A 20,240-nucleotide genomic window follows, 5' to 3' on the forward strand; every position below is an offset into this window, starting at 1 on the left:
CAGACCCGGGGAAATTAGCACGTGTCAGCGGCCGATGATGGCCTTCGGTTCCAGATACGCGTCCAGGCCGAACGCGCCGTACTCGCGACCCAGGCCCGATTGCTTGAAGCCGCCGAACGGCGCCTTCGGCTCGTGCGTCAGCGTGTTGACCATGACCCGGCCGGCGTCGATCCGCGCGGCGACCCGGGCACCACGCTCGGCACTGGTCGTCGAAATGTAGGCAGACAGGCCGTACGGGGTGTCGTTGGCGATGGCGATCGCATCCTCCTCGTCGTCGTACGCGATGATTGAGAGAACGGGCCCAAAGATCTCGTCGCGTGCAATGGCCATGTCGTTGCGCACGTCGGTGAAAAGCGTCGGGCGGACCATCCAGCCGCGGCCGATGCCTTCGGGCCGGCCCTCGCCACCCGCGAGTACGCGTGCGCCTTCGTCGATGCCCTTGCGGATGTAACCCTGCACGCGCGACCACTGCTTCTCGCTGACCATCGGGCCGATCGTGGTGTCCTGCTCGAGCGGATCGCCGGAGACTTCCTCGTTCACCGCTTTCGTCGCCAGCGCTTCGAACTCAGCCAGACGCGAGCGCGGCACGAGGATGCGGGTGCCCGCGATGCAGGCCTGTCCGCTGTTCATGAAGCCGGCCTGGATCGCCATGGGCACCGCTTCGGCGAAGTCGGCGTCGTCGAGCACGATCATCGGCGACTTGCCGCCAAGCTCCAGGGTGACGCGCTTCACGTCGTTCGATGCGGCGCGCAGGATGCCCTTGCCGACCGCCGTGGAACCGGTGAAGGAGATCTTGCGGACGTCCGGGCTGTCGACGATGGCTGCGCCGACCACGTCGCCGCGACCGGTCACGATGTTGAAGACGCCGGCGGGCGCACCCGCTTCATGCAGCGCCTCGGTCATCACCTGCGTCTGCAGCGCGCTCATCTCGCTGGGCTTGATCACCGCCGTGCAACCGGCCGCGAGGGCCGTGGCCAGCTTGCCGCCGATGAAGCTCGCATTGCTGTTCCACGGGGTGACCAGGCCAACGACGCCGGCCGGCTGCATCACCACGCGGGCGACGCCGAGCTGGCGTTCGAAGGCGTAGTTCTCCATCGCGTCGATCGCATCGAGGAACACCTGTGCGGCGTGCTTCGCCATCCAGCGACCGCGGGTGACCGGCGCGCCGTATTCCTCGGTGATCGCGGCGAACAATTCGTCTTCGCGTGCGGCGACCGCCGCGTGCATGCGGCGGAGCAGGGCGGCGCGTTCGGCGATGGTCGTGCGCGACCACGCCGGCAACGCGCGTTTCGCGGCGGCGATGGCGCGCTGGGCGTCTTCCGCGTCGGCGAGGCGGACGGTGCCGATGACCGCTTCGGTGGCGGGGTTGTGGAGGTTGAACACCTCTTCGCCGTGGGGGAGGGCGAAGGTGCCGTCGATGTAGATGTGGGTGAGGGTGTGCATGTGCAGGGGGCCATGAGGTGGGGGTGATGAAGAGGATGGGGGTGGGGGATTGGGGTGATAAGCTGCGGCAATCGAAATGGGTTGTTAAGCGGGGGCGGATAATGCGGAGCGGGCTGACCGAGCTTGAGGCGGTGCTGGCGGTGGCGCGGCACGGGAGCTTCCGCGCGGCGGCGGCGGAGCTGGAGATGTCGACGTCGGCCCTGAGCCAGTCGGTGGCGGCGCTGGAGGCACGCATCGGTGCGCGGCTGTTCCACCGCACCACGCGCAGCGTGCGCCTCACCGATGCGGGGATGCGTTTCGTCGAAGAGGTCGGGCCTGCCGTATCCGGTATCCGCGAGGCCATGGCCCGCGCGGGCGAGGCCAGCGACGAACTGGTCGGTTCGCTGCGCCTGAATACCTCCGCCGGCGCCGCCCGGCGACTGATGCAGCCCTTGCTGATTCCCTACATGCAGCGCTATCCGCGGGTGCAGGTCGAACTGGTGACCGAGGCGCGGATGATCGACGTCGTGCGCGACGGCTACGACGCCGGCTTCCGCACCACCGATATCGTGCCGGGCGACATGATCGCCGTGCCGCTGGGCCCACGCATCCGCCATCTCGTCGTGGGATCGCCCGCGTATTTCGCCAGGCATGGCCGGCCCGGGCATCCGGGCGACCTCGCGCGCCACGTCTCGGTCCGCGCGCGGATGGCCTCGGGCCACATCTACCACTGGGAATTCGAGCGCCATGGCGAGGCGCTGGAGGTCGATGTGCCGGGCGTGGTCACGCTGGACGAGCCGCACCTGCTGCGCGAAGCCGCCCTGGCCGGCCTTGGCCTGGTCTATCTCAGCGAGTACGACGTGCAGGCCGACCTGGCCGCCGGACGGCTGGAAAGCGTGCTCGGCGAATGGACCCCGCCGTTCGACCGGCTGGCCCTGTACTACCCCGGCCGACGGCATGTTCCTGCGCCCTTGCGGGCGTTGGTGGACCTCATCAGGGAAACCGCCTAGGCGCCCGTGCCAAGGGTCATGGCAAACCTTTGCGATCCGACAGGCATCCTACCCGCAGGATTTCACGCCCTGGACCTGCATGCGCCGTCGCGCCTCCCTGCTTTTCGCCCTGCTTTTCGCCACCGCCGCCCAGGCGGAGGTGGTGATCGACGGCCACATCGACCCGGCGGAATGGGCGGGCGCCCGGCACATCACGGATTTCCGCGATACCCAGCCGCGCACCGGCAAGCCCGGCAGCCAGCCCACCGAGGCCTGGGTGCTGTCGACGCCGAAGGGCCTGGCCGTGGCGATCCGCGTGACCCAGCCGTCGAACATCCCGCGCTCGCGCCAGGTGACCCGGCGTGACGAGGACGCGCTGGTCGACCGGATCAACGTCATGGTCGACTTCGACGGCAACGGCCGCACCGGCTACGACTTCGAGGTGAAGTCCACCGGCGGCATCGCCGACGAGGTGATCACCAACGAATCCGAGTTCAGCTACGACTGGGACGGCGTATGGGACCACGCGGTGAGCGAGGACGCCGACGGTTATAGCGTCGAGGTGCTGATCCCCTGGTACGTGGCGCAGATGCACAAACCTGCAGGCGACAACCGGACCATCGGCCTGTACATCGACCGGGTCATCGCCAGCACGGGCGAACGCATGGCGTGGCCCGCGGTGAGTTTCGACCAGGGCCGCTTCCTGTCGATGTTCCAGAAAGTGGAGCTGCCGGCGTATTCGCAATCCCTGTTCGCGGTCACCCCTTACCTCGTCGGCAAGGTGGAGCATGGGCACGGCGGCGCCGCGTTCGAACAGGGCGCCGACATCCTCTGGAAGCCGAACGGGCAGACCCAGCTGACCGCGACGATCAATCCGGATTTCGGCCAGGTGGAAAGCGACGACCTGGTGGTGAACTTCTCCCCCGAGGAAACCTTCTTCACCGACAAGCGCCCGTTCTTCACCGAGAACCAGGGCATCTTCGACTTCAGCCTGCTGGACGATTACTCGCAGCTGGTCTACACGCGCCGGGTCGGTGGCGAATCGGACGATGGGCACGGGCCTGCCGACATCTCCGCCGCCGTGAAGGTCAACGGCAGCGTCGGCGACACCAGCTACGGCATCCTCACCGCCCAGGAAAAGGGCGACGACGGCCGCACGTTCGGCGCGCTACGCCTGTTGCGCAGCGTGGATACGCAGAGCTTCGGCATGCTCGCCACGCGGGTGAACCATCCCTACCTGGACCGCGACGCCAACGTGCTGGGCTTCGACCATCGCTGGCAACCCAACGACGCATTCAACATCACCAGCAACATCGTCGGCAGCAAGATCGACCAGCCGCAGGCGAACAGCAGCGGCATGGGTGCGACCTCGATCGCCTACTGGCAGATGGACGATACGTGGGCGCAGCAGTGGCTGGGCATGTACTTCGGCAAGCGCCTGGACATCGACGACTTCGGCTACCTGCCGCGCAACGACATGGTCTACCTGCACTGGGAAGTGCGCCAGCGCGTGACGGGGCTGCCGGAAGACTCCGCGTATTCCTCGCATCTGTGGCGTTACCGGATCTCCGACCTGGAGAACACCGAGGGCGTCACCGTGTCGCGGCGCTTCCGCGTCCAGCGCAATAGCACTCGCAAGGACGGCAGCTCGGAACTGTGGCGGCTGGATGCCTTCACCGCGTCGTATGACGACTTGCTTACCCGTGGCGGGAACGCGCTGCACCAGCCTCCGACGGCGAAGCTGCAATACGAACGCGAGCGTCCGCGCATCGGCCGCTGGAGCTGGGAAGCCGAGGGTTACGTCAGTGGAAACGAGCTCACCGGCTACCACCGGCTCGGCTACTACTTCAAATTCGTGCCGACGTTCTTCATCACCGATGCCTTCAGCGTGTTCGCCGGTGCGAGCTACGAGTGGGATCCGAACTGGCTGATCTGGCAACACGATAACCTCGTCGGCGCGTACGATGGCCGCACGGTCGGTGTCGACAGCGGCGTGAACTGGAACTTCGGCAGCAACCAGGAGCTGCGCGTGAAGCTGCAGACCCTCGCCGTCGGCGCGAAGCTGCGCGGTGCGTACGAGATCGATCGCAGTGGCCGCGCCATACCCAGCAACGAACCGGTCGACGGGCTCGGCGTGGCGAACCTCGGCTTCCAGGTGCGCTACCGCTACGAGATCGCGCCCCTGTCCAACCTCTACATCGTCTACAACCGCGGTGGCTACGAGCAGGACACGAACGACGAGGTCGATTCGCAGTTCCGCCGCGGGTTCTCGCTCAAGGACGTCAACGAAGGCCTGGTCAAGGTGGCCTACCGCCTGGAGTTCTGAGCGCGTCAGGCGATCTCGAAGATGTCTTCGACCGTGACGCCGAGCGCGCGGGCGATCTTCAGGGCCAGCAGGGTCGACGGGACCATGCGCCCGGCCTCGATGGCGTTGATCGACTTGCGCGTGGTGGCGATCAGCCCCGCCAGGTCGGCCTGGGTCAGGTCGCGTTCGGCGCGCAGCACTTTCAGGCGGTTGGCCAGGACCTCGTCGGTCATTCGGGGCGGTCCAGCCACAGGAAGGCGCCCAGGAAGACGACCACGCCGAGCACCGTGAAGATGGCGAGCAGGGCAGCCGGTGGCGCCGGGAACGGCCACGCCTGCGATGCGATGGCGTACAGCGACATCGCCGTGAGCGTGACGGCCAGCGCGTAACGGCTCGCACGGTCCATCGCTGCCCGGCGTGCTTCGTCGCTGCGCACGGCACGCCGCGAACCGGCCAATGCACCGCGCGAAAACAGCGAACGGCCCGTCGCGACGAGGATGACCCCGGGGATCAGGATCGCCGCCGCCATCGTGGCGAAGCGGGTGTAGTGGAAATCCACGCCCGCCCATTCGGCGACGGCGCCCGCACCCAGCACGAGCATGACGAGCAATGCGCCGAGGATGCCGCGACGTTCGTGGCGGATCAGTACGTCGGTGAGGTCCGGCGTCTCCGTAGCCATGCGTGTGTCTCCATCGTGGGGTGGCGAGAGGATAGAACCGATCGGTTACACAATGCAACCGATCGGTTACATAGCCATTTTTCGCGCCATGGCCTTCGCCTTCACGCCCGGCATGGCCTTCTCTAGGCAACAGCGGCCCAGGAGCCCGGAGTGCCAAGCCACGAGAACCCCGTCCCCGGCCGCAGCATCAGCGAACACGGCATCGTCGGCGACCTTGACACCGCCGCCCTCGTCGCCACCGACGGCACGGTCGATTTCATGTGCTGGCCGCACCTGGACAGCCCGACGATCTTCGCGGCCCTGCTCGATCCCGAACAGGGCGGCGAGTTCTCCGTGCAGCCCCGGCTCGACGCCCGGCGCATGCAGCTCTACATACCCGAGACAAACGTGCTGATGACGCGCTGGATGTCCGAAGAGGGCAGCGTCGAGTTGACCGACTTCATGCCGCATCCCGAGGCGGACGTGCGAGTGCCGCGTGCCTTGCTCCGCTGCGTGCGCGTGGTGCGCGGGACGGTGGAGATCGAGGTGCTGTGCCGGCCGCGCTTCGACTACGCGCGGCGCGTGCCGAACGTCGAGGCCTATGGTCCGACCGCAGTGTTCCACGCCGGCAAGCATTCGCTGCGACTGGCGGCGACGGTACCGCTGGAGATCGGCGAGGGCGAGGCGGGCGCACGTTTCACGCTGGGCCCGGGTGAGCATGCGTGGTTCGTCCTCGGTGATGAAGAACATGATCCTCTCACCGGGGACGAGTGCGAGGCCGCGCTGCGCGAGACGGCCGATGCGTGGCGTGCCTGGACCCGTCGATCGAACTACCGGGGCCGCTGGCGCGAACGGGTCGATCGCTCGGCGCTGGTGCTGAAGTTGCTGACCTCGCACAAGCATGGGTCGATCGCCGCCGCGGCGACGTTCGGCCTGCCCGAAGCCACCGGCGCGGGGCGCAACTGGGACTACCGAGCCACGTGGATGCGCGATGCGTCGTTCACCGTGTATGCGTTCATGCGGCTGGGTTTCATCGACGAGGCCGAGCACTTCCGCCAGTGGACGGAAGAGCGCCTGGCGAAGCTGGACGAGCATTCCGCCCTCAGCATCATGTATGCGCTGGACGGCAGCGATGCGCGCGACGAATCGACGCTCGACCATCTCGTGGGGTACGCGGGCTCAACCCCCGTGCGCATTGGCAATGCGGCACGTACGCAAACCCAGCTCGATATCTACGGCGAGCTGATGGATAGCCTCTACCTCGCCAACAAGTACGGCAAGGCATCAAGCCACGCCGGCTGGCGCCACGTGCGGCGCATGGTCGACCATGTGTCGCGGCATTGGGGCGACGAGGACGAAGGCATCTGGGAAATCCGCGACAGGCCGCGCCACTTCCTGCATTCGCGGCTGATGTGCTGGGTCGCGCTGGACCGGGCCATCCGGCTCGCGGCCAAGCGTTCGCTGCCGGGTCCCGTGGTCGAATGGGCGGCGGAACGGGACCGCATCGCCGAGGACATCTGGGCGAACTTCCGCCATCCGCAGAAGGGCTACTTCGTGCAGACCGCGGGCGGCACGGACCTGGATGCGTCGCTGTTGATGATGCCGCTGGTGCGCTTCGTATCGGCGACGGATCCGGTGTGGCTGGATACGCTCGACGCCATCCGCGACCAGCTGACCGACGATGGCCTGGTGTTCCGCTATCGCAACGAAGATGGCCTGGAAGGCGGCGAGGGCGCATTCACCACGTGCACGTTCTGGTACGTGGAATGCCTGGCGCGGGCAGGGCGCCTGCACGAGGCGCGGGAAATCATGGCGCGCGGCGTGTTGTATTCGAACCACCTGGGCCTGTTCGCCGAGGAGTTGAACCTGCGCGGCGAACAGCTCGGTAATTTCCCGCAAGCGCTCACCCACCTGGCCTTCATCAGCGCGGCGTATTACCTGGACCGCCAGCTGGCCAACCCCGGCGGCCAGGTCTGGCAGCCCTAGACCAGTTGCAGGTCGCGCGGCCTTGCGTTCGGGAACACCTTCGCAAGGTCGCCATCGTTCAGGCCGTACATGCGTTTCATCAGGCCGCCCAGCACGTCGCGATAGTTGTTGAGCACGGGGTAGTCGCGGTTCTGCAACAGGCTGCCGGCGTTGATCGCCACCTGGTTACCCGCGACACGGCCACCGTTGACCTTGCCGCCAAGCACCCAGTACGTGGTGCCATGGCCGTGGTCGGTACCTTTGTTGCCGTTCTCGCGGAAGGTCCGGCCGAATTCCGACACGACGACCACCACGGTGTTGTTCCATTCGGCGTCGCCGAGGCCGTTGGCGAAGGCGGCGAGGCCTTGGGAGAGGTTGTCGAGATTCTTCGCGAGGAGGCCGTCGGCACCGCCCTGGTTGACGTGCGTGTCCCAGCCGCCGACGTCGACGAAGCCGAGGCGATAACGATCCCGCATCAGTGTCGCCATGCGCTCGCCCTGCTGCGCAAAGCCGCTCGACGTGACCGCGCCCCGGCTGGCCGCAACCATCTCCGTCTGCAGGTCCTTTGCCACCTGCTGGCGCATCTCCAGGCCGTCCGTCGCGGCGGCTTGCAACGCGGTGCCTTCGTACATGCTGGCCAGCAGTTTCGACTGGCGGTCATCGAACACCGCCTTGGCGCCGCCCTTCAGGGAAACGTTGGGGATGTTGTTGCCGCCACGGAACGACAGCGGCACGGCATCCGTGAACGCGATGGGGGTCGCGCCCGTCAGCACGTTGCTCAACCGGCCCATGAAGCCCGAGGCGAAGGTGTGGCCGTCGCCGCCGATGCCCGCCTCGATGTTGTCCTGCGTCTCGAAGTGGCTGCGTGACAGGTCGTCCGTGCCCGCGAAGGGGATGAAGGCCAATTGCTTCCTGTCCCAGAACGGGCCCATGGTTTCGGCTACCGCAGGCGCAAGCGCCCAGTTCGCGTCCAGTGCGCGCACCGACTTCGGATCGCCGGCGGTCGGCTTTGCCAGCGCGATGTTCGGTCGCGACTCGTAGTAGAAGTCGCTCGCGTACGGCACCAGCAGGTTATTGGCATCGTATCCGCCGCGCAGGAACACCAGCAGGAAGCGCGGCGACGACGGAGGCGTGGCGAAGACGTTGCCGCCCAGCGTGAGCGCGGGAACCGTGGCGGCAAGGGCGAGCAGGAACTGGCGGCGATCCATGGCGGGGCCTCAGTGGTAATTGAATTCGGGAGACGACAGCAGGAACGTGTTCCATTCCTGCGGCGACTGGGCCTGGGCCAGTGCGTTGCGCGTCTTCGGGCCCAGGTAGGGTTCGAGCGTCGCCTGGTACACCGCATTGGTCAGCGTCGGCGCGTCGCCCTTCACGGCCGGGGAGCCGTCATCCGGGGAGAACAGCCGGTTGGCACCGCTGCCGATCAGGCGCGCGATCTCGAAGCGCTTGGCCACCTGGCCAGAGCCCGACCATTCGGAGTCGGCGGTGGGCCATCCATCGGGTGTGGTGCGACCAAACGGCGCCTGGCCCAGCTGGTTGATCCAGTTGACCAGCGGGCGCGGATTCTCGACGGGCTTGCCGTCGTAGGCCAGGCGCATTGACGAGACCAGGAACTGGGTCGGATCCTTGTAGCGCTTGCCCAGCGACGCGGCGAATTCCCTGGACGTGAGCATGGTCTTCATGACAGCGGCGATATCGCCATCCGTATGGCGGAACGTCTTTGCCATGGCCTGCACCAGGGACGCCGGGGGATCGTCCGAGACGAAATACTTCGCCATCTTCGTCGACACGAAGGTCGCGCAGGCCGGCTGGCTGACGATCAGGTCTACAGCTTTTTCGACTTCGTCGAATCCGCTTCCCTTGATCGTCTTGCCCAGCAAGACCTTGTCGCTGAAGTCATGCCGGCGCGGGTTGAATTCGAATACGCCCTCGTTGACGTAGTACTGGCGCATGTCCGGGGCGAAGTTGCGTGGTTTGTCGTCCAGCTTCACGCCCACGCCGGTCAGGATTTTCGCGAGGTTCTGCACGTCGGCCTGGGTATAGCCGCTGTTGACGCCCAGCGTGTGCAGTTCCATCAGTTCGCGCGCGTAGTTCTCGTTGATCTTGTCGCGCGCGTTCTGTGCATTGTTCAGGTACTGCAGCATGGCCGGGCTTTTCAGCGTGGCGATCACCAGGTCGCGGAACTTGCCGAGGGCGCGCGGCCGGATGGTGTGCTCTGCATAGTCGGCGACGACCCAGCGGATGCGGGCTTCGCGGGCGTTGATGCTGAAATGGTTCAACCAGAACCAGACGAGCTGCTCGCGCACCTGATTCTCGTCGTACACGGCCTGCAGGAGGATCGCGGCCTGCGCCTGTTCGGCATACTCGGCGCCTTTCCCGGCGATGTCTTTCCGGCCCTGTAGCGCGACGTCGGCGTCCTTGCCCTGCAGGTCACGATACTGGGCGGTGACGTCGGGCACGGTCTGTTCGATTGGCGTCTTCATCGCATCGAACGCGGCGACCTGGGCCTTGACGGACGAGGGCAGGCCGTCGGCACGCGGATGGAGCTGACGGTCGAGGAAGCGCTCGCGACCTTCTGCCCGGTATGCGGCGATCGTCGCCGAGTCGACCCCGAACGTGACGCGATTAAGCCACGCCACGTCGTCCTTCGACAGTGGCGCATCGGCGGCGCTGACACCGGCCGGCAGGGCGGCAAGGGCTATCAGGCACGCCGCGAGCTTTAACCGCATGGGGTTCTCCGTTTCCAGTTGGGAAGCACAACCTTAAACGGAGTAGGGTGGCTGACGTTTACTTTCCAGAACCTGTCTGCGTTGTCCTGTAGTCAGGTTCGGCGCAGGCCCATGGCCTAGATCTCGTTTTCATCCGGATAAACGAACTCGATCGCGGCCTCGCGGGTGCCCGCGGTTTCTTCCGCCACTTCACGCACGCGTTCGCCGACCTTGTCGTTCGGCACTTCGATTTCCAGCGTGTACGTCTTCGAACCCACGTCGTCGGAGAGGTCGAGCGAGCTGGAGTCGTCGCGGATGTCGCTGCCGAAATCGTCGATCTCTTCGACGTATTCGATCCGGTCCAGGCCGTGGATCGCATTGATCACGTCGTCGAAGACGTCACGGTCGCCGGTGATGCGGAGCTGGATGCGGGGCATGGTTGTCTCCTGTTCGAGGGCCCAAAGATGCGGCGGTGGGCGTGTGCCGGAGGTGTACGCCCGGTACCATGACCGTTTTCGGCGGTGGACCGTTCGATGACCAAGACCTACGACCAGGCCTACTACGACAAGTGGTACCGCAGTGCGAAGCACGCGGTGCGCGCGCCCGCGGAACTCACTCGCAAGGTCGCCATGGTGCTGGGACAGGCCGAGTTCTATCTTGGACGCCCCGTCCGCAACGTGCTCGACGTGGGCTGCGGCGAAGCGCCCTGGCGCGCCGTCCTGCGCAAGCTGCGGCCGGGCATCGCTTACCAGGGGCTGGAAGCCAGCGAATACGCGGTGGCGCGCTACGGCCGTTCGCGCAACATCGGCTATGCCCGCTTCGGCCAGCTGGAGTCGCTCCGCTTCGATACCCGCTTCGACCTGATCGTCTGCACCGACGTGCTGCACTACCTGAAGCCCGCCGAGATCCGCGCGGGCCTTACCGGCATCAGCGACATGGCCGAGGGCCTGGCCTTCCTCGAGGTGTACACCCGCGAGGACGATCCCGGTGGCGACCGCGAAGGCTTCCACGGCCGTCCCGCGCGCTGGTATCGCGAAGCGTTCAACGAGGTCGGGCTGATCCCCGTGGGCTCGCAGTGCTACGCCAGCCCGCGGCTGGACCGCAGCGTGGCCTCGCTCGAACGGCTCTAGTTGAACCAGGCCAGGGTCGCCAGCGAGTTGTTGGCGGCGTGGCAGACATAGGCCGGCCAGATCGACTGGGCGCGGACGCGCAGCCAGGCACAGAACGCGCCGACCAGGATCAGGTTCGGGATCGCGTACCACAGGCCGGCGAGGTCAGGCAGGTGGATCAGCCCGAACACGATCGCGGACAGGGCGATGCCCCAGTTGTCGCCCAGCCGCGTGCGCAGCAGGGCCAGCAACGCACCGCGGAACAGCACCTCTTCGACCAGCGGCCCGACCAGCACCACGATCGGCAACAGGGCCATGCGCAGGGCGATGTGGGCGTGGTCGGCCAGCGTGCTGACCGACTGGGTCAGCGGATGGTCGCCGGCGAGCCACTGGGTGAGCAGGCCGCCGGCGATGGGCGCCACGATGCCGAGCACCGCGCCGAACAGCATCTGGCTGCCGAGTGGCGCCGTGAAGCCGATGCCGGCGGGGCCGCCGTCGCGGACCAGGGGCCCCCAGCGGCGGACCACGAGTTTAAGGGTGATCGCCGACGACGCGAGCAGGGTAAGGATCACGACCACGACCAGCCGATCGTCGGGGCCGGGGGCGTAGTCCGGGATGAGCCCGGCGATGGTGCGCGAGATCAGTCCGAAGGCGCCGCCCAGGACGAGCTGGAGGGCGAAATAGGCGATAACGATGAGAATCGTCTCGAACCAGCCCGGGCCGGAACGGCTGGAAGGCTCGGCGGGCAACGGTTCGTCGGGGATGCTGGAAAGGGCGGGATCGTGGGCCATGCGCCACCGTAGCCGAGGCCTCCGGCCGCCGCAACGCAGCTTCCGGCACAGACGTTCACATAACGCCTGTATAGTTTCGGGTCCCTGACAGGAGGAAAGGTGGCGCCCCCGGCGCCGACCCATGTTCGCATTCGACTGGCTAGCCGACCCCTCGGCCTGGGCGGGTCTCCTCACGCTGATCGTGCTGGAGATCGTGCTCGGAATCGACAACCTGGTGTTTGTCGCGATCCTCGCCGACAAGCTCCCCGCCCGGCAGCGCGACCACGCGCGGCTGATGGGTCTTGGCCTCGCGCTGGTGATGCGCCTGTGCCTGCTGGCTGCCATGTCCTGGCTGGTCACGCTCACCACGCCCCTGTTCAACTGGAACGGCTTTGGCCTGTCCTGGCGCGACGTGATCCTCGCGGTGGGCGGCGCCTTCCTGTTGTTCAAGGCGACCATCGAGCTGCACGAGCGGCTGGAGGCCGACGACGACGACGGCGCCAAGGCTGGCCGCAAGGTCAGCTTCTGGCTCACCGTGGCGCAGATCGTCATCCTCGATGCCGTGTTCTCGCTGGATTCGGTGATCACCGCCGTGGGCATGGTCGACCACCTGTCGATCATGATGATCGGCGTGGTGATCGCCATGGCCCTGATGATCACGGCCAGCAAGCCGCTGACCGCGTTCGTCAACGCACGGCCGACGGTGGTGATCCTCTGCCTGTCCTTCCTGCTGATGATCGGCTTCAGCCTGATCGCGGAAGGCTTCGGTTTCCACATCCCGAAGGGCTACCTGTACGCGGCCATCGGTTTCTCGATCATGATCGAGGTGTTCAACCAGACGATGCGGCGCAACCGTCGCCGTTCGCTGCTGCTCGGCGGCCGGGTGATGCGCGACCGTACGGCGAAGGCGGTGCTACGCCTGCTGGGCGGCAGCGTGGACGACGAGGGCGACCCGGGCAAGAAGGCGCCCGACGCCGAACAGGCCGAGGCCTCGGTGTTCGGCAAGGACGAGCTGGAGATGGTCCAGGGCGTGCTCGATCTGTCCCAGCGCCCCGTGCGCTCGATCATGACGCCGCGCACCGAGATCGTCTGGGTCGATCCGTCTGACGAACTGCCCAACCTGCTGGTCGAAGCCCGCGAGTCGCCGCATCACTGGATGCTGGTGGCCGATGGCGACCTGGACGACCTGATCGGCGTGGTGTCCTCGCGCGACCTGTTGGCCAGCCTGACCGAACACGGCCGGCTGGATATCGAGAACGTGGTGCGCAAGCCGATCACCGTGCTGGAATCACTGAGCGTGCTGCGCCTGATCGACGAGTTCCGCCGGGCGCCGCTGCAGGTGGCCCTGGTGGTGGACGAGTACGGCAGCATCCTCGGCCTGGCCACGCCGGCCGACGTTCTCGAGACCATCGCCGGCGAGTTCCCGGATGAAACCCGCGAGGGCGACCCGTCGGCCGTCAGTGAGCCGGACGGTGCGTGGCTGCTCGATGCCAGCCTCGACGTGCGCCGGGTGGAGCACCTGCTCGGCCGCCGCCTGCCTGGCGCGGGCGAGGGCAACTTTGCCACCCTGGCCGGTTTCGTCCTGCAACAGCTGGGTCGCCTGCCCAGCGCCGGCGACCGTTTCGAATCCGAATCGCTGGCCTTCGAGGTCACCGCGATGGACGGCGCCCGCATCCAGCGAGTCCGCGTCCTTGCCCTCCCCACCGACGACCTGTAGGAGCGCGCCTGCGCGCGATGGGTTATCTCGGACCCCCCCATCGCGCGCAGGCGCGCCCCTACCATCCGTATGGGGTTATCCCGCCTGGCCGGCGTCGTCCGGCGGCGTGGCGTTGTTTTCCATGATCGCCATGCCGATCCCGCCAGCGGCCATGAGCATCAGCGCGGCCCAGGCCACCATCGAGACCATGTAGCCCGGCCCGCGCCGCGAGGCGTCGCGAAGGTAGGAAATCGCGTACCACAGCCGCCCGGCCAGCCACACCAGCCCGGCGATGCCCGCCCAGAGGGGATCGACGTACTGCGCCGCCAGCCACAGCGCCGGGATGAACATCACGGCGTTCTCCAGCGTATTCATCTGTACCCGCCAGGCCCGCTCGAAGGCCGGATCGCCGGAGATGGCGGGCGCCTTGACCCCGTAACGGCTGCGCGCCCGGCCCACGGCCCAGACCGTGAAGAACATCAGGAGCAGGGTAAGCAGGGTGACGACGGCGGGGAGCTGACTATTCATGAAACGATCCGGGGGACGACGCAAACCCCGGAGTTTACCGGCAACGGTCCGTGCGATCATGCCGACCGTGTCTCGGCCGGGGCACGCGCGACGGGAAAGGAGGGCGCCATGCTCTGGGGAAAAGGCCGTAGAAGCGACAATGTCGAAGACGCCGGCGACGGCGGTGGTGGTGGCGGTCCGTCCTTTGGCGGTGGCCGTGGGCTCGGGGTCGGCGGCATCATCCTGCTCGCGATACTGGGCCTGGTGTTCTACAAGGACCCGACCGCCTTGCTCAGCCAGGGCGAGGGCAGCGGGCCTCCACAGGCGCAACAGCCGCATCGATCCCAGCAGGCCGCGGCGAACGATCCGCAGGTGGATTTCGTCCGCGCGATCCTTGGCGAAACCGAGGACACCTGGGGCGAGATTTTCGAAGCCAGCGGCAAGCAGTACGAGCGACCCACGCTGACCCTGTTCCGCAACGGCGTGCGCACGGCGTGCGGCTCGGCGTCGTCGGCGGTGGGGCCGTTCTATTGCCCGTCCGATCGCCACGTGTACCTCGACCTGAATTTCTTCCAGCAGATGCAGCAGCAGTTCCACGAGTCGGGCGACTTCGCCCGCGCGTACGTCATCGCGCACGAGGTGGGCCACCACATCCAGAACCTGGTCGGTGTGTTCGCCAAGGTCGACGAGGCGCGCCGGCGTGGTGCGCGGATGGAAGGCGCGAACGGGCTCTCGGTCCGCCAGGAACTGCAGGCCGACTGTTTTGCCGGCGTATGGGCCAATCATTCGCAGCAGCGCCAGCAGTGGTTGCAGCCGGGCGACATCGAGTCTGCCCTGCATGCCGCCACGGCGATCGGCGACGACACGTTGCAGGAGCAGTCGCAGGGCCGGGTGGTGCCGGACTCGTTCACGCACGGCACCTCGGCGCAGCGCGTGCATTGGTTCAAGGCCGGCTTCGAATCCGGCGACATTGGTAAGTGCAATACGTTCTCGGGTTCGATCTGACGCATGACTCACCCTTGCCTGCGCTGCGGCGCGTGCTGCGCGGCGTTCCGCGTTGCGTTCCACTGGATGGAAACCGATGCGGCCGGCGGTCCGACGCCGGCCGCGTATACGGAGTCGCTCGGGATGCACCGGGTGAACATGCGTGGCACGAATGCGTATGAGCCGCGTTGCGTGGCGCTGGTGGGTGAGGTTGGTGGCGCGACGCAGTGTTCGATCTATGCCGTGCGTCCTTCGCCGTGCCATGAGCTGAAGGCGGCGTGGGAGGATGGCCTGCCGAGCCCGCAGTGCGATCGGGCGAGGGCGCGGCATGGGCTGTTGCCTTTGACGGCGGGTGACTTCGTTTAAGCGGTTGCCGCCGTTGGCGGCCATGTTTGACGGCCTCCGGCCGAACCGCCGCCCTGTAGGAGCGCGCCTGCGCGCGAATGCCGTCCGCGCGGCGCTCGTACGTGGTCGCAGGACAGCCCTCGGTGCCTACCCTCGCTGCTCAGACAGGTCCTCCGCGCTCGATAAGGTTGGCCGCAGCCGCGGCCCATGTATTTGATTAGCCTTCGGCCGCTCGCTTGTGCGGAACTCGCCTCGAGGGTAGGCACCGAGGGCTTTCTTCAACATTGCCGCGAGCGGGTTTGGACAGCCGGCCACGCAACGCCGGCTGGCTTGTGTAGGAGCGCGCCTGCGCGCGAACCAAAACACGGCGGCGTGGCCGCAACGTTTGTAGTGTGGGTATGTGTGGCCACGGTGACCTCGGGGTCGAGGGCACCGTGGCGCATGGCTTACGGTGCGATGAAGGTTCCGAGGACGGAGAGGTTGGCGAAGTCCTGCACGCTGACGACGCGGACGTACCACGTGCCTGCGGCGGGCGCTGCTTGCACGACGGACTCGGTGTTGCCGGGTTTCACCGATCGGTAGTCGGCGTCCGATCCGTCGGCGGCGGGTACGGTGCCGCGTTTGACGAACAGGCTGACGTCGCCGGTGCCGCCGTAAGAGCGGAGGCTGAGGCCGCGGGCGCCGGCGGGTACGTCGATCGCGAAGACCAGGCTGTCGCCGGTGTAGCCGGTCAATGCGGTCGCGGCGGTGCCGTTGATCAGTTGCTCGGCGGTGACGGTGCCGGTCGCCGGGTCCATCGCTTTTACGACGGCGGCGTAGGCGTCGAGGATGCCGCCGCCGATCGGCTGGTCGGTCTTGTGCGGGAACGGGCGTGCGCTGCCGATCAGTACGCTGCGGACCTGCTGTGGCTTGAGCGCCGGCAGCGACAGGGCCTGGCGTGCGGAGGCGATCAGCGCGACGGTGCCGGCGACGTGCGGCGTGGCCTGCGAGGTGCCGGCCATGCCGATGTAGCCCTCGGTGGTCGGTTCGTGCGTGCCCTGGTTGCCTGCGGACCAGACCACGCCGGCGTAGACCTGCTGGCCATAGGACGCATCGTCGGCGAACACGCCGCCGCCCGGTGCCGCGATGCTCACGCCTGCGCCGTAGTTGGAATAGAACGCGCGCTTGCCCGAGATGCCGTTGGCGCCGACCGCGATGACGCCCGGGCAGCTGGCCGGGGTGACGTTCGCCACCGGCTGGTTCTCGTTGCCCGCGGCGACGACCACGGTGACGCCACGCGACAGCGCGCCGGCAATGGCCTGGCCGGTCACGTCGTCGGCCATGCACGCACCCTGGCCGCCGAGGCTCATGCTGATCACCTGCACCGGCGTGGTGTTGTCGGGCACGCCGTCGACATGGCCGCCGGATGCCCAGGTGATGCCATCGGCGATGTCGGAGGTGTATCCGCCGCAGTGGCCGAGCACGCGCACCGGTAGCACGCGCGCCTTGTTGGCGACGCCGGCCATGCCGATGCCATTGTTGGTCAGCTCGGCGATGGTTCCCGACACGTGCGTGCCGTGCCAGCTGCTGTCTTCGGCCACGGACGGATCCACGCAACCGGTCGACGGATCGGTGTACTTCGCATCGGTGGTCCAGTCACCCAGGTCCCAGCCGCCGCTGACACGCCCGTCGGTGGCACGGCCGGAGACGAAGGCATCGGTGATGAAGTCATAACCCGCGTCGGCCAGGCTCAGGTCCAGGTCGGAGTGGTGGGTGATGCCCGTGTCCAGCACTGCGACCGTTACGCCATGGCCGTCGGCGAGGTTCCACGCACGAGCGACGTTGGCACCGCCGAGGTTCGCGTACGACGTGGTGTCGCTGCCGATGGTTTCGTACGTGCCATCGCCGTCGCGCAGGTCCCACTGGTACGTGGCGAACTTCGGGTCATTGGGCACGACCGGCGCATCCACGAAGGGATGCATCAGCACGTCCGGCTGCACGCGCAGCACGGCGGGGTCCGCGGCGATCTGGTTCATCAGCGCGGTGGCTTCGCTGGCGCTGAGCTTGCGCGACATCTTCACCAGGTCGGCGCCGATCGCGAGCTTGCGCTGGTACACCGTGGTCAGCGCGGCGCTGCGAGTGGTCCCGGTGAGTCCGGCACGCGATGCCGCGGCACTGATGCCGCTGACGACCGCTGTGCGGTTGCTGCGCTCGGCGCTGCCGGTGCGGTAGGTCACGATGAAGCGGTCGGCACGCGTGTCGGGTTTGAGCGTCGTGGCATTCACCTTGGCGACGATGGCGTCGCTGGCATGCACGGCGGGCAGGGCGAGGAGCAACGCGGCGGCGAGTGCGGCGCGTGGGAAGCGATGTGTCATGGATGGATTCCTCGTGGATGGATGCGTGCTTACCAGCCGAAGCTGACGCCGACCGTGCCGCTCGATTCACCGCCGCCGGCGAGCGAACCGCCGATCAGCAGGTTGCTGGTGTCGGTGAGCCGTGCGCTGTAACCGACGGCCACGGCACCCTGTCCGTGGTAGCCACCGACCGCCGCGCTCACCCGGTTCTGCGTGCCCGCCGCACCGGCGATGGCGCCGGCCATGCCGGCCATCGCCGTGCCCATGGCACCGACGCGATCGAGGCGGGTATTCACCGTGTGGAACTGGTCGTTGACCTGGTTGCGATACGCGTCGAAGTCCGAGCGCGACACCGCGTTGGCCAGCTTCGCGTCGGCGTACGCCTTGGCATCGCCCAGCGTCTTCGCGTCACCGGCGTCGGCGTAGTTCTGCGCGGTGACGATCGCGTCGTGCACCTGGCCGACGTTGGCGGCGTCGGTGTCGGCGGTACCCGCGGCGACGTTGGTCACCTGGCGCTCGTTGCCCGCGCTGCCCACCGAAACACTGTTCGGGCGATCGGCGACGGAGTCGGCACCCAGGGCGACGCTGTTGGCGGCGCCGACGTGTGCGCCCTGGCCGATGGCGGTGTCGTTGGTATCCGTGGCCACGCTGCCTTCGCCGATGGCGAGGCCGCTGCCACCGCCCGTCGCCACGCCGTTCCCGGCAAGGCCATCGACCCGGCCGGCGAGGCTGCTGAGCGCACCATCGAGCGCGCCGAAGGCGTCGGCAACGGTGCCGTAGTCCGCCCCCTGCACGCGGAACGTCGGCGCGGTGAAGCCCGCCGGTCCCATCGCCGCGCCACCACCGAGTGCGGCCGCGAGTGCGCCGCCCATGTCGCCGCTGCCGGCGATCACGGCATCCAGCTGGGCTTTGTTGACGGCATCGGTGGCTTCGGTGCCCGCCGCGACATTGGTGACCTGCCGCGTGATCGCGTCGTGCACCGTGCCAGCGGCGTCGGTCCATGCCGCCGAGGCGCCGACCGAGACGGCATTTGCGCGGTCGGCGTAGGAACCGCTGCCGAGCGCCACGCTGTTGGTCGCGTCCTTGGTCGACCATGCGTTGGAGCCCAGCACCGTGGTGCCGGCGGCCTGTGCATAGCTGTTGTAGCCGAGCACGCTGGCGCCGTCCTCGGTCGCCCATGCTTCGGAACCGATCGCGGTGGTCTGCATGCCTGCGGTGGTGCTGCCGCTGTCGGTGCCGGCCAGCGAATTCATGCCCAGGGCGACGGAGTTGGTACCGCCGGCGAAGGCGCTGGCGCCGACCGCGGTGCCGAAGTCGCCCGACGCGTTCGCGGCGCCGCCGAAGAAGCCGCCGATGCTGCCCACCGCGACGCTGCCCTGGCCGCTGGCGCTGGCCTCGGCACCCACGGCGACGGTGTAGCCGCCCGTGGCGCTGGCGTTCGCTCCTAGCGCGGTGCTTTCCCACGCGGCGGCATAGGCACCGGTGCCGACGGCCGTGGCCTGCCACGCGCCGGCGAGCGAGAAGCCGCCTACCGCGAGCGAGAAGGGGCCGTCGGTCTGTGCCGCGCTGCCGATCGCCGTGCTCAGGGCGCCGTTGGCGGTGGCACTGGCGCCGATCGCGACGCCGTTCGCCGCGTTGCTCACGGCGTTGACGCCCACGGCCGTGCCGCCGCCGTTGGCGAGGCTGCCCGCGCCGACCGCCGTACCGTTGGCGTCGGCCCAGGCCAGGTCGCCGACCGCCACGGACTCGTCGCCCACCGCCTGGGCGTTGACGCCATACGCGGCACTGTTGGCGCCCTGGGCAAGCGAGGCATAGCCGGTCGCAGTGCCATAGCTGCCCACCACGCCTGCGCCGTTGCCCAGCGCCGTGGCGCCATCGGCCATGGCGAAGCTGCCGCCGCCCAGCGCGGTGGTGTATTCGCCGAGCGCGAAGGCCTGGTCGCCGACCGCGGTGGCCTGGGTGCCATAGGCGCCACTGTTGTTGCCCACGGCGAAGGCACCGTCGCCCTCGCTGTCGCCCGTGGCGACGTCGGCGGCCAGCGCCTGCATCCAGGGCACGGGAGTGAGGTAGGCCGACGCGGCGTGCGCGGCGTGCGGCGCGCCGGACAGCGCCAGGAGGACGGCGACGCTGAGGCAGCGACGGGCAATGACCATCCGCTGGAGCCCGTGGCTCCAGGTGTTCGTGTGACTCATGCTGTGAAACTCCCCGATGACGTGACATGCGGGCCGGCGGCACCGGGCCCGCGCTTGCTTCATTCCCCAAGCCAGCGACCCTGCCCGGGCGGTGGCACGTTTGGACGTCCAGACGTCCCGGCCGAACTCGTCGACCCCGCAAGGATTCGCCTCGGCGGCGCCCAAGTCACGCACGCTTGCTTGCACGTCCTTGCGAAACTTTCGTAATCTTTCGAAAGCTCACGCGGGAGGGCAGGCCCGCGCGCCACTATCACCGC

General features: G+C 67.8%; 17 protein-coding genes. 7 read left to right on the forward strand and 10 right to left on the reverse strand.

The genetic code is table 11. The annotated features are described in order from the left end of the window. Positions 1–24: 24 nt before the first annotated feature. Entirely contained in the window at positions 25–1,443 is a 1,419-nt protein-coding gene (locus KPL74_02170) for an aldehyde dehydrogenase family protein (protein QWT20827.1), read from the reverse strand. 101 nt (positions 1,444–1,544) lie between these two features. On the opposite strand from KPL74_02170, the gene KPL74_02175 reads away from it, so the two are divergent. Both KPL74_02175 and KPL74_02180 read left to right on the forward strand, forming a co-directional pair. Continuing rightward, positions 1,545–2,432, forward strand: coding sequence for a LysR family transcriptional regulator (locus tag KPL74_02175; GenBank protein ID QWT20828.1), 888 nt, complete (start codon positions 1,545–1,547; stop codon positions 2,430–2,432). A gap of 79 nt (positions 2,433–2,511) precedes the next feature. After that, positions 2,512–4,737: a hypothetical protein gene (locus KPL74_02180; GenBank protein QWT20829.1), complete on the forward strand. Its 2,226-nt coding sequence runs from the start codon at positions 2,512–2,514 to the stop codon at positions 4,735–4,737. A 5-nt stretch (positions 4,738–4,742) separates the two neighbouring features. On the opposite strand, the gene KPL74_02185 is transcribed toward KPL74_02180, so the two are convergent. Continuing rightward, complete coding sequence (locus KPL74_02185; protein QWT20830.1) at positions 4,743–4,949, reverse strand: helix-turn-helix transcriptional regulator; 207 nt, start codon at positions 4,947–4,949, stop codon at positions 4,743–4,745. Beyond that, positions 4,946–5,395, reverse strand: coding sequence for a hypothetical protein (locus tag KPL74_02190; protein ID QWT20831.1), 450 nt, complete (start codon positions 5,393–5,395; stop codon positions 4,946–4,948). The genes KPL74_02185 and KPL74_02190 overlap by 4 nt, the downstream gene beginning before the upstream one ends. Positions 5,396–5,545: 150 nt before the next feature. Between KPL74_02190 and KPL74_02195 the strand changes: the two genes are divergently transcribed. Then, positions 5,546–7,360 carry a glycoside hydrolase family 15 protein gene (locus tag KPL74_02195; protein ID QWT20832.1) on the forward strand — a complete coding sequence of 605 codons (1,815 nt, stop codon included), beginning with the start codon at positions 5,546–5,548 and terminating at the stop codon, positions 7,358–7,360. Here the strand turns inward: KPL74_02195 and KPL74_02200 are convergent. The 3 genes from KPL74_02200 to KPL74_02210 all read right to left on the reverse strand — a co-directional run bounded on the left by KPL74_02200 (position 7,357) and on the right by KPL74_02210 (position 10,484). Beyond that, the gene (locus tag KPL74_02200) at positions 7,357–8,547 is read right to left on the reverse strand and encodes a DUF1501 domain-containing protein (GenBank protein QWT20833.1); all 1,191 of its coding nucleotides are present in this window, start codon (positions 8,545–8,547) and stop codon (positions 7,357–7,359) included. The genes KPL74_02195 and KPL74_02200 overlap by 4 nt on opposite strands. A 9-nt stretch (positions 8,548–8,556) precedes the next feature. Next, complete coding sequence (locus KPL74_02205) at positions 8,557–10,068, reverse strand: DUF1800 domain-containing protein (GenBank protein QWT20834.1); 1,512 nt, start codon at positions 10,066–10,068, stop codon at positions 8,557–8,559. A 116-nt stretch (positions 10,069–10,184) separates the two neighbouring features. Next, the gene (locus KPL74_02210) at positions 10,185–10,484 is read right to left on the reverse strand and encodes a hypothetical protein (protein ID QWT20835.1); all 300 of its coding nucleotides are present in this window, start codon (positions 10,482–10,484) and stop codon (positions 10,185–10,187) included. A 96-nt stretch (positions 10,485–10,580) separates the two neighbouring features. Here KPL74_02210 and KPL74_02215 point away from each other — a divergent pair, with 96 nt between their 5' ends. Then, positions 10,581–11,177: a class I SAM-dependent methyltransferase gene (locus tag KPL74_02215; GenBank protein QWT20836.1), complete on the forward strand. Its 597-nt coding sequence runs from the start codon at positions 10,581–10,583 to the stop codon at positions 11,175–11,177. On the opposite strand, the gene KPL74_02220 is transcribed toward KPL74_02215, so the two are convergent. Then, positions 11,174–11,947, reverse strand: a complete 774-nt coding sequence (locus KPL74_02220) for a CPBP family intramembrane metalloprotease (GenBank protein QWT20837.1) — start codon at positions 11,945–11,947, stop codon at positions 11,174–11,176. The two genes, KPL74_02215 and KPL74_02220, sit on opposite strands and share 4 nt — an antisense overlap. A 121-nt stretch (positions 11,948–12,068) precedes the next feature. Between KPL74_02220 and KPL74_02225 the strand changes: the two genes are divergently transcribed. After that, entirely contained in the window at positions 12,069–13,643 is a 1,575-nt protein-coding gene (locus KPL74_02225; protein ID QWT20838.1) for a TerC family protein, read from the forward strand. Positions 13,644–13,718: 75 nt separating this feature from the next. Here KPL74_02225 and KPL74_02230 read toward each other — a convergent pair whose 3' ends face one another. Next, positions 13,719–14,150 carry an MAPEG family protein gene (locus tag KPL74_02230; protein ID QWT20839.1) on the reverse strand — a complete coding sequence of 144 codons (432 nt, stop codon included), beginning with the start codon at positions 14,148–14,150 and terminating at the stop codon, positions 13,719–13,721. Positions 14,151–14,258: 108 nt separating this feature from the next. Here KPL74_02230 and KPL74_02235 point away from each other — a divergent pair, with 108 nt between their 5' ends. Both KPL74_02235 and KPL74_02240 read left to right on the forward strand, forming a co-directional pair. After that, a complete protein-coding gene (locus tag KPL74_02235) occupies positions 14,259–15,134 on the forward strand; it encodes a neutral zinc metallopeptidase (GenBank protein QWT20840.1) in 876 nt (291 codons plus the stop codon). Positions 15,135–15,137: 3 nt separating this feature from the next. Further along, positions 15,138–15,479, forward strand: coding sequence for a YkgJ family cysteine cluster protein (locus tag KPL74_02240; protein QWT20841.1), 342 nt, complete (start codon positions 15,138–15,140; stop codon positions 15,477–15,479). Between the two features lie 425 nt (positions 15,480–15,904). Here KPL74_02240 and KPL74_02245 read toward each other — a convergent pair whose 3' ends face one another. Both KPL74_02245 and KPL74_02250 read right to left on the reverse strand, forming a co-directional pair. Then, a complete protein-coding gene (locus KPL74_02245) occupies positions 15,905–17,812 on the reverse strand; it encodes a S8 family serine peptidase (GenBank protein QWT20842.1) in 1,908 nt (635 codons plus the stop codon). Between the two features lie 29 nt (positions 17,813–17,841). Further along, positions 17,842–19,983, reverse strand: a complete 2,142-nt coding sequence (locus KPL74_02250; protein QWT20843.1) for a YadA-like family protein — start codon at positions 19,981–19,983, stop codon at positions 17,842–17,844. Positions 19,984–20,240: the final 257 nt, after the last annotated feature.

Origin of the sequence: Bacillus sp. NP157 (assembly GCA_018889975.1) — a bacterium.
GTDB lineage: Bacteria > Pseudomonadota > Gammaproteobacteria > Xanthomonadales > Rhodanobacteraceae > Luteibacter.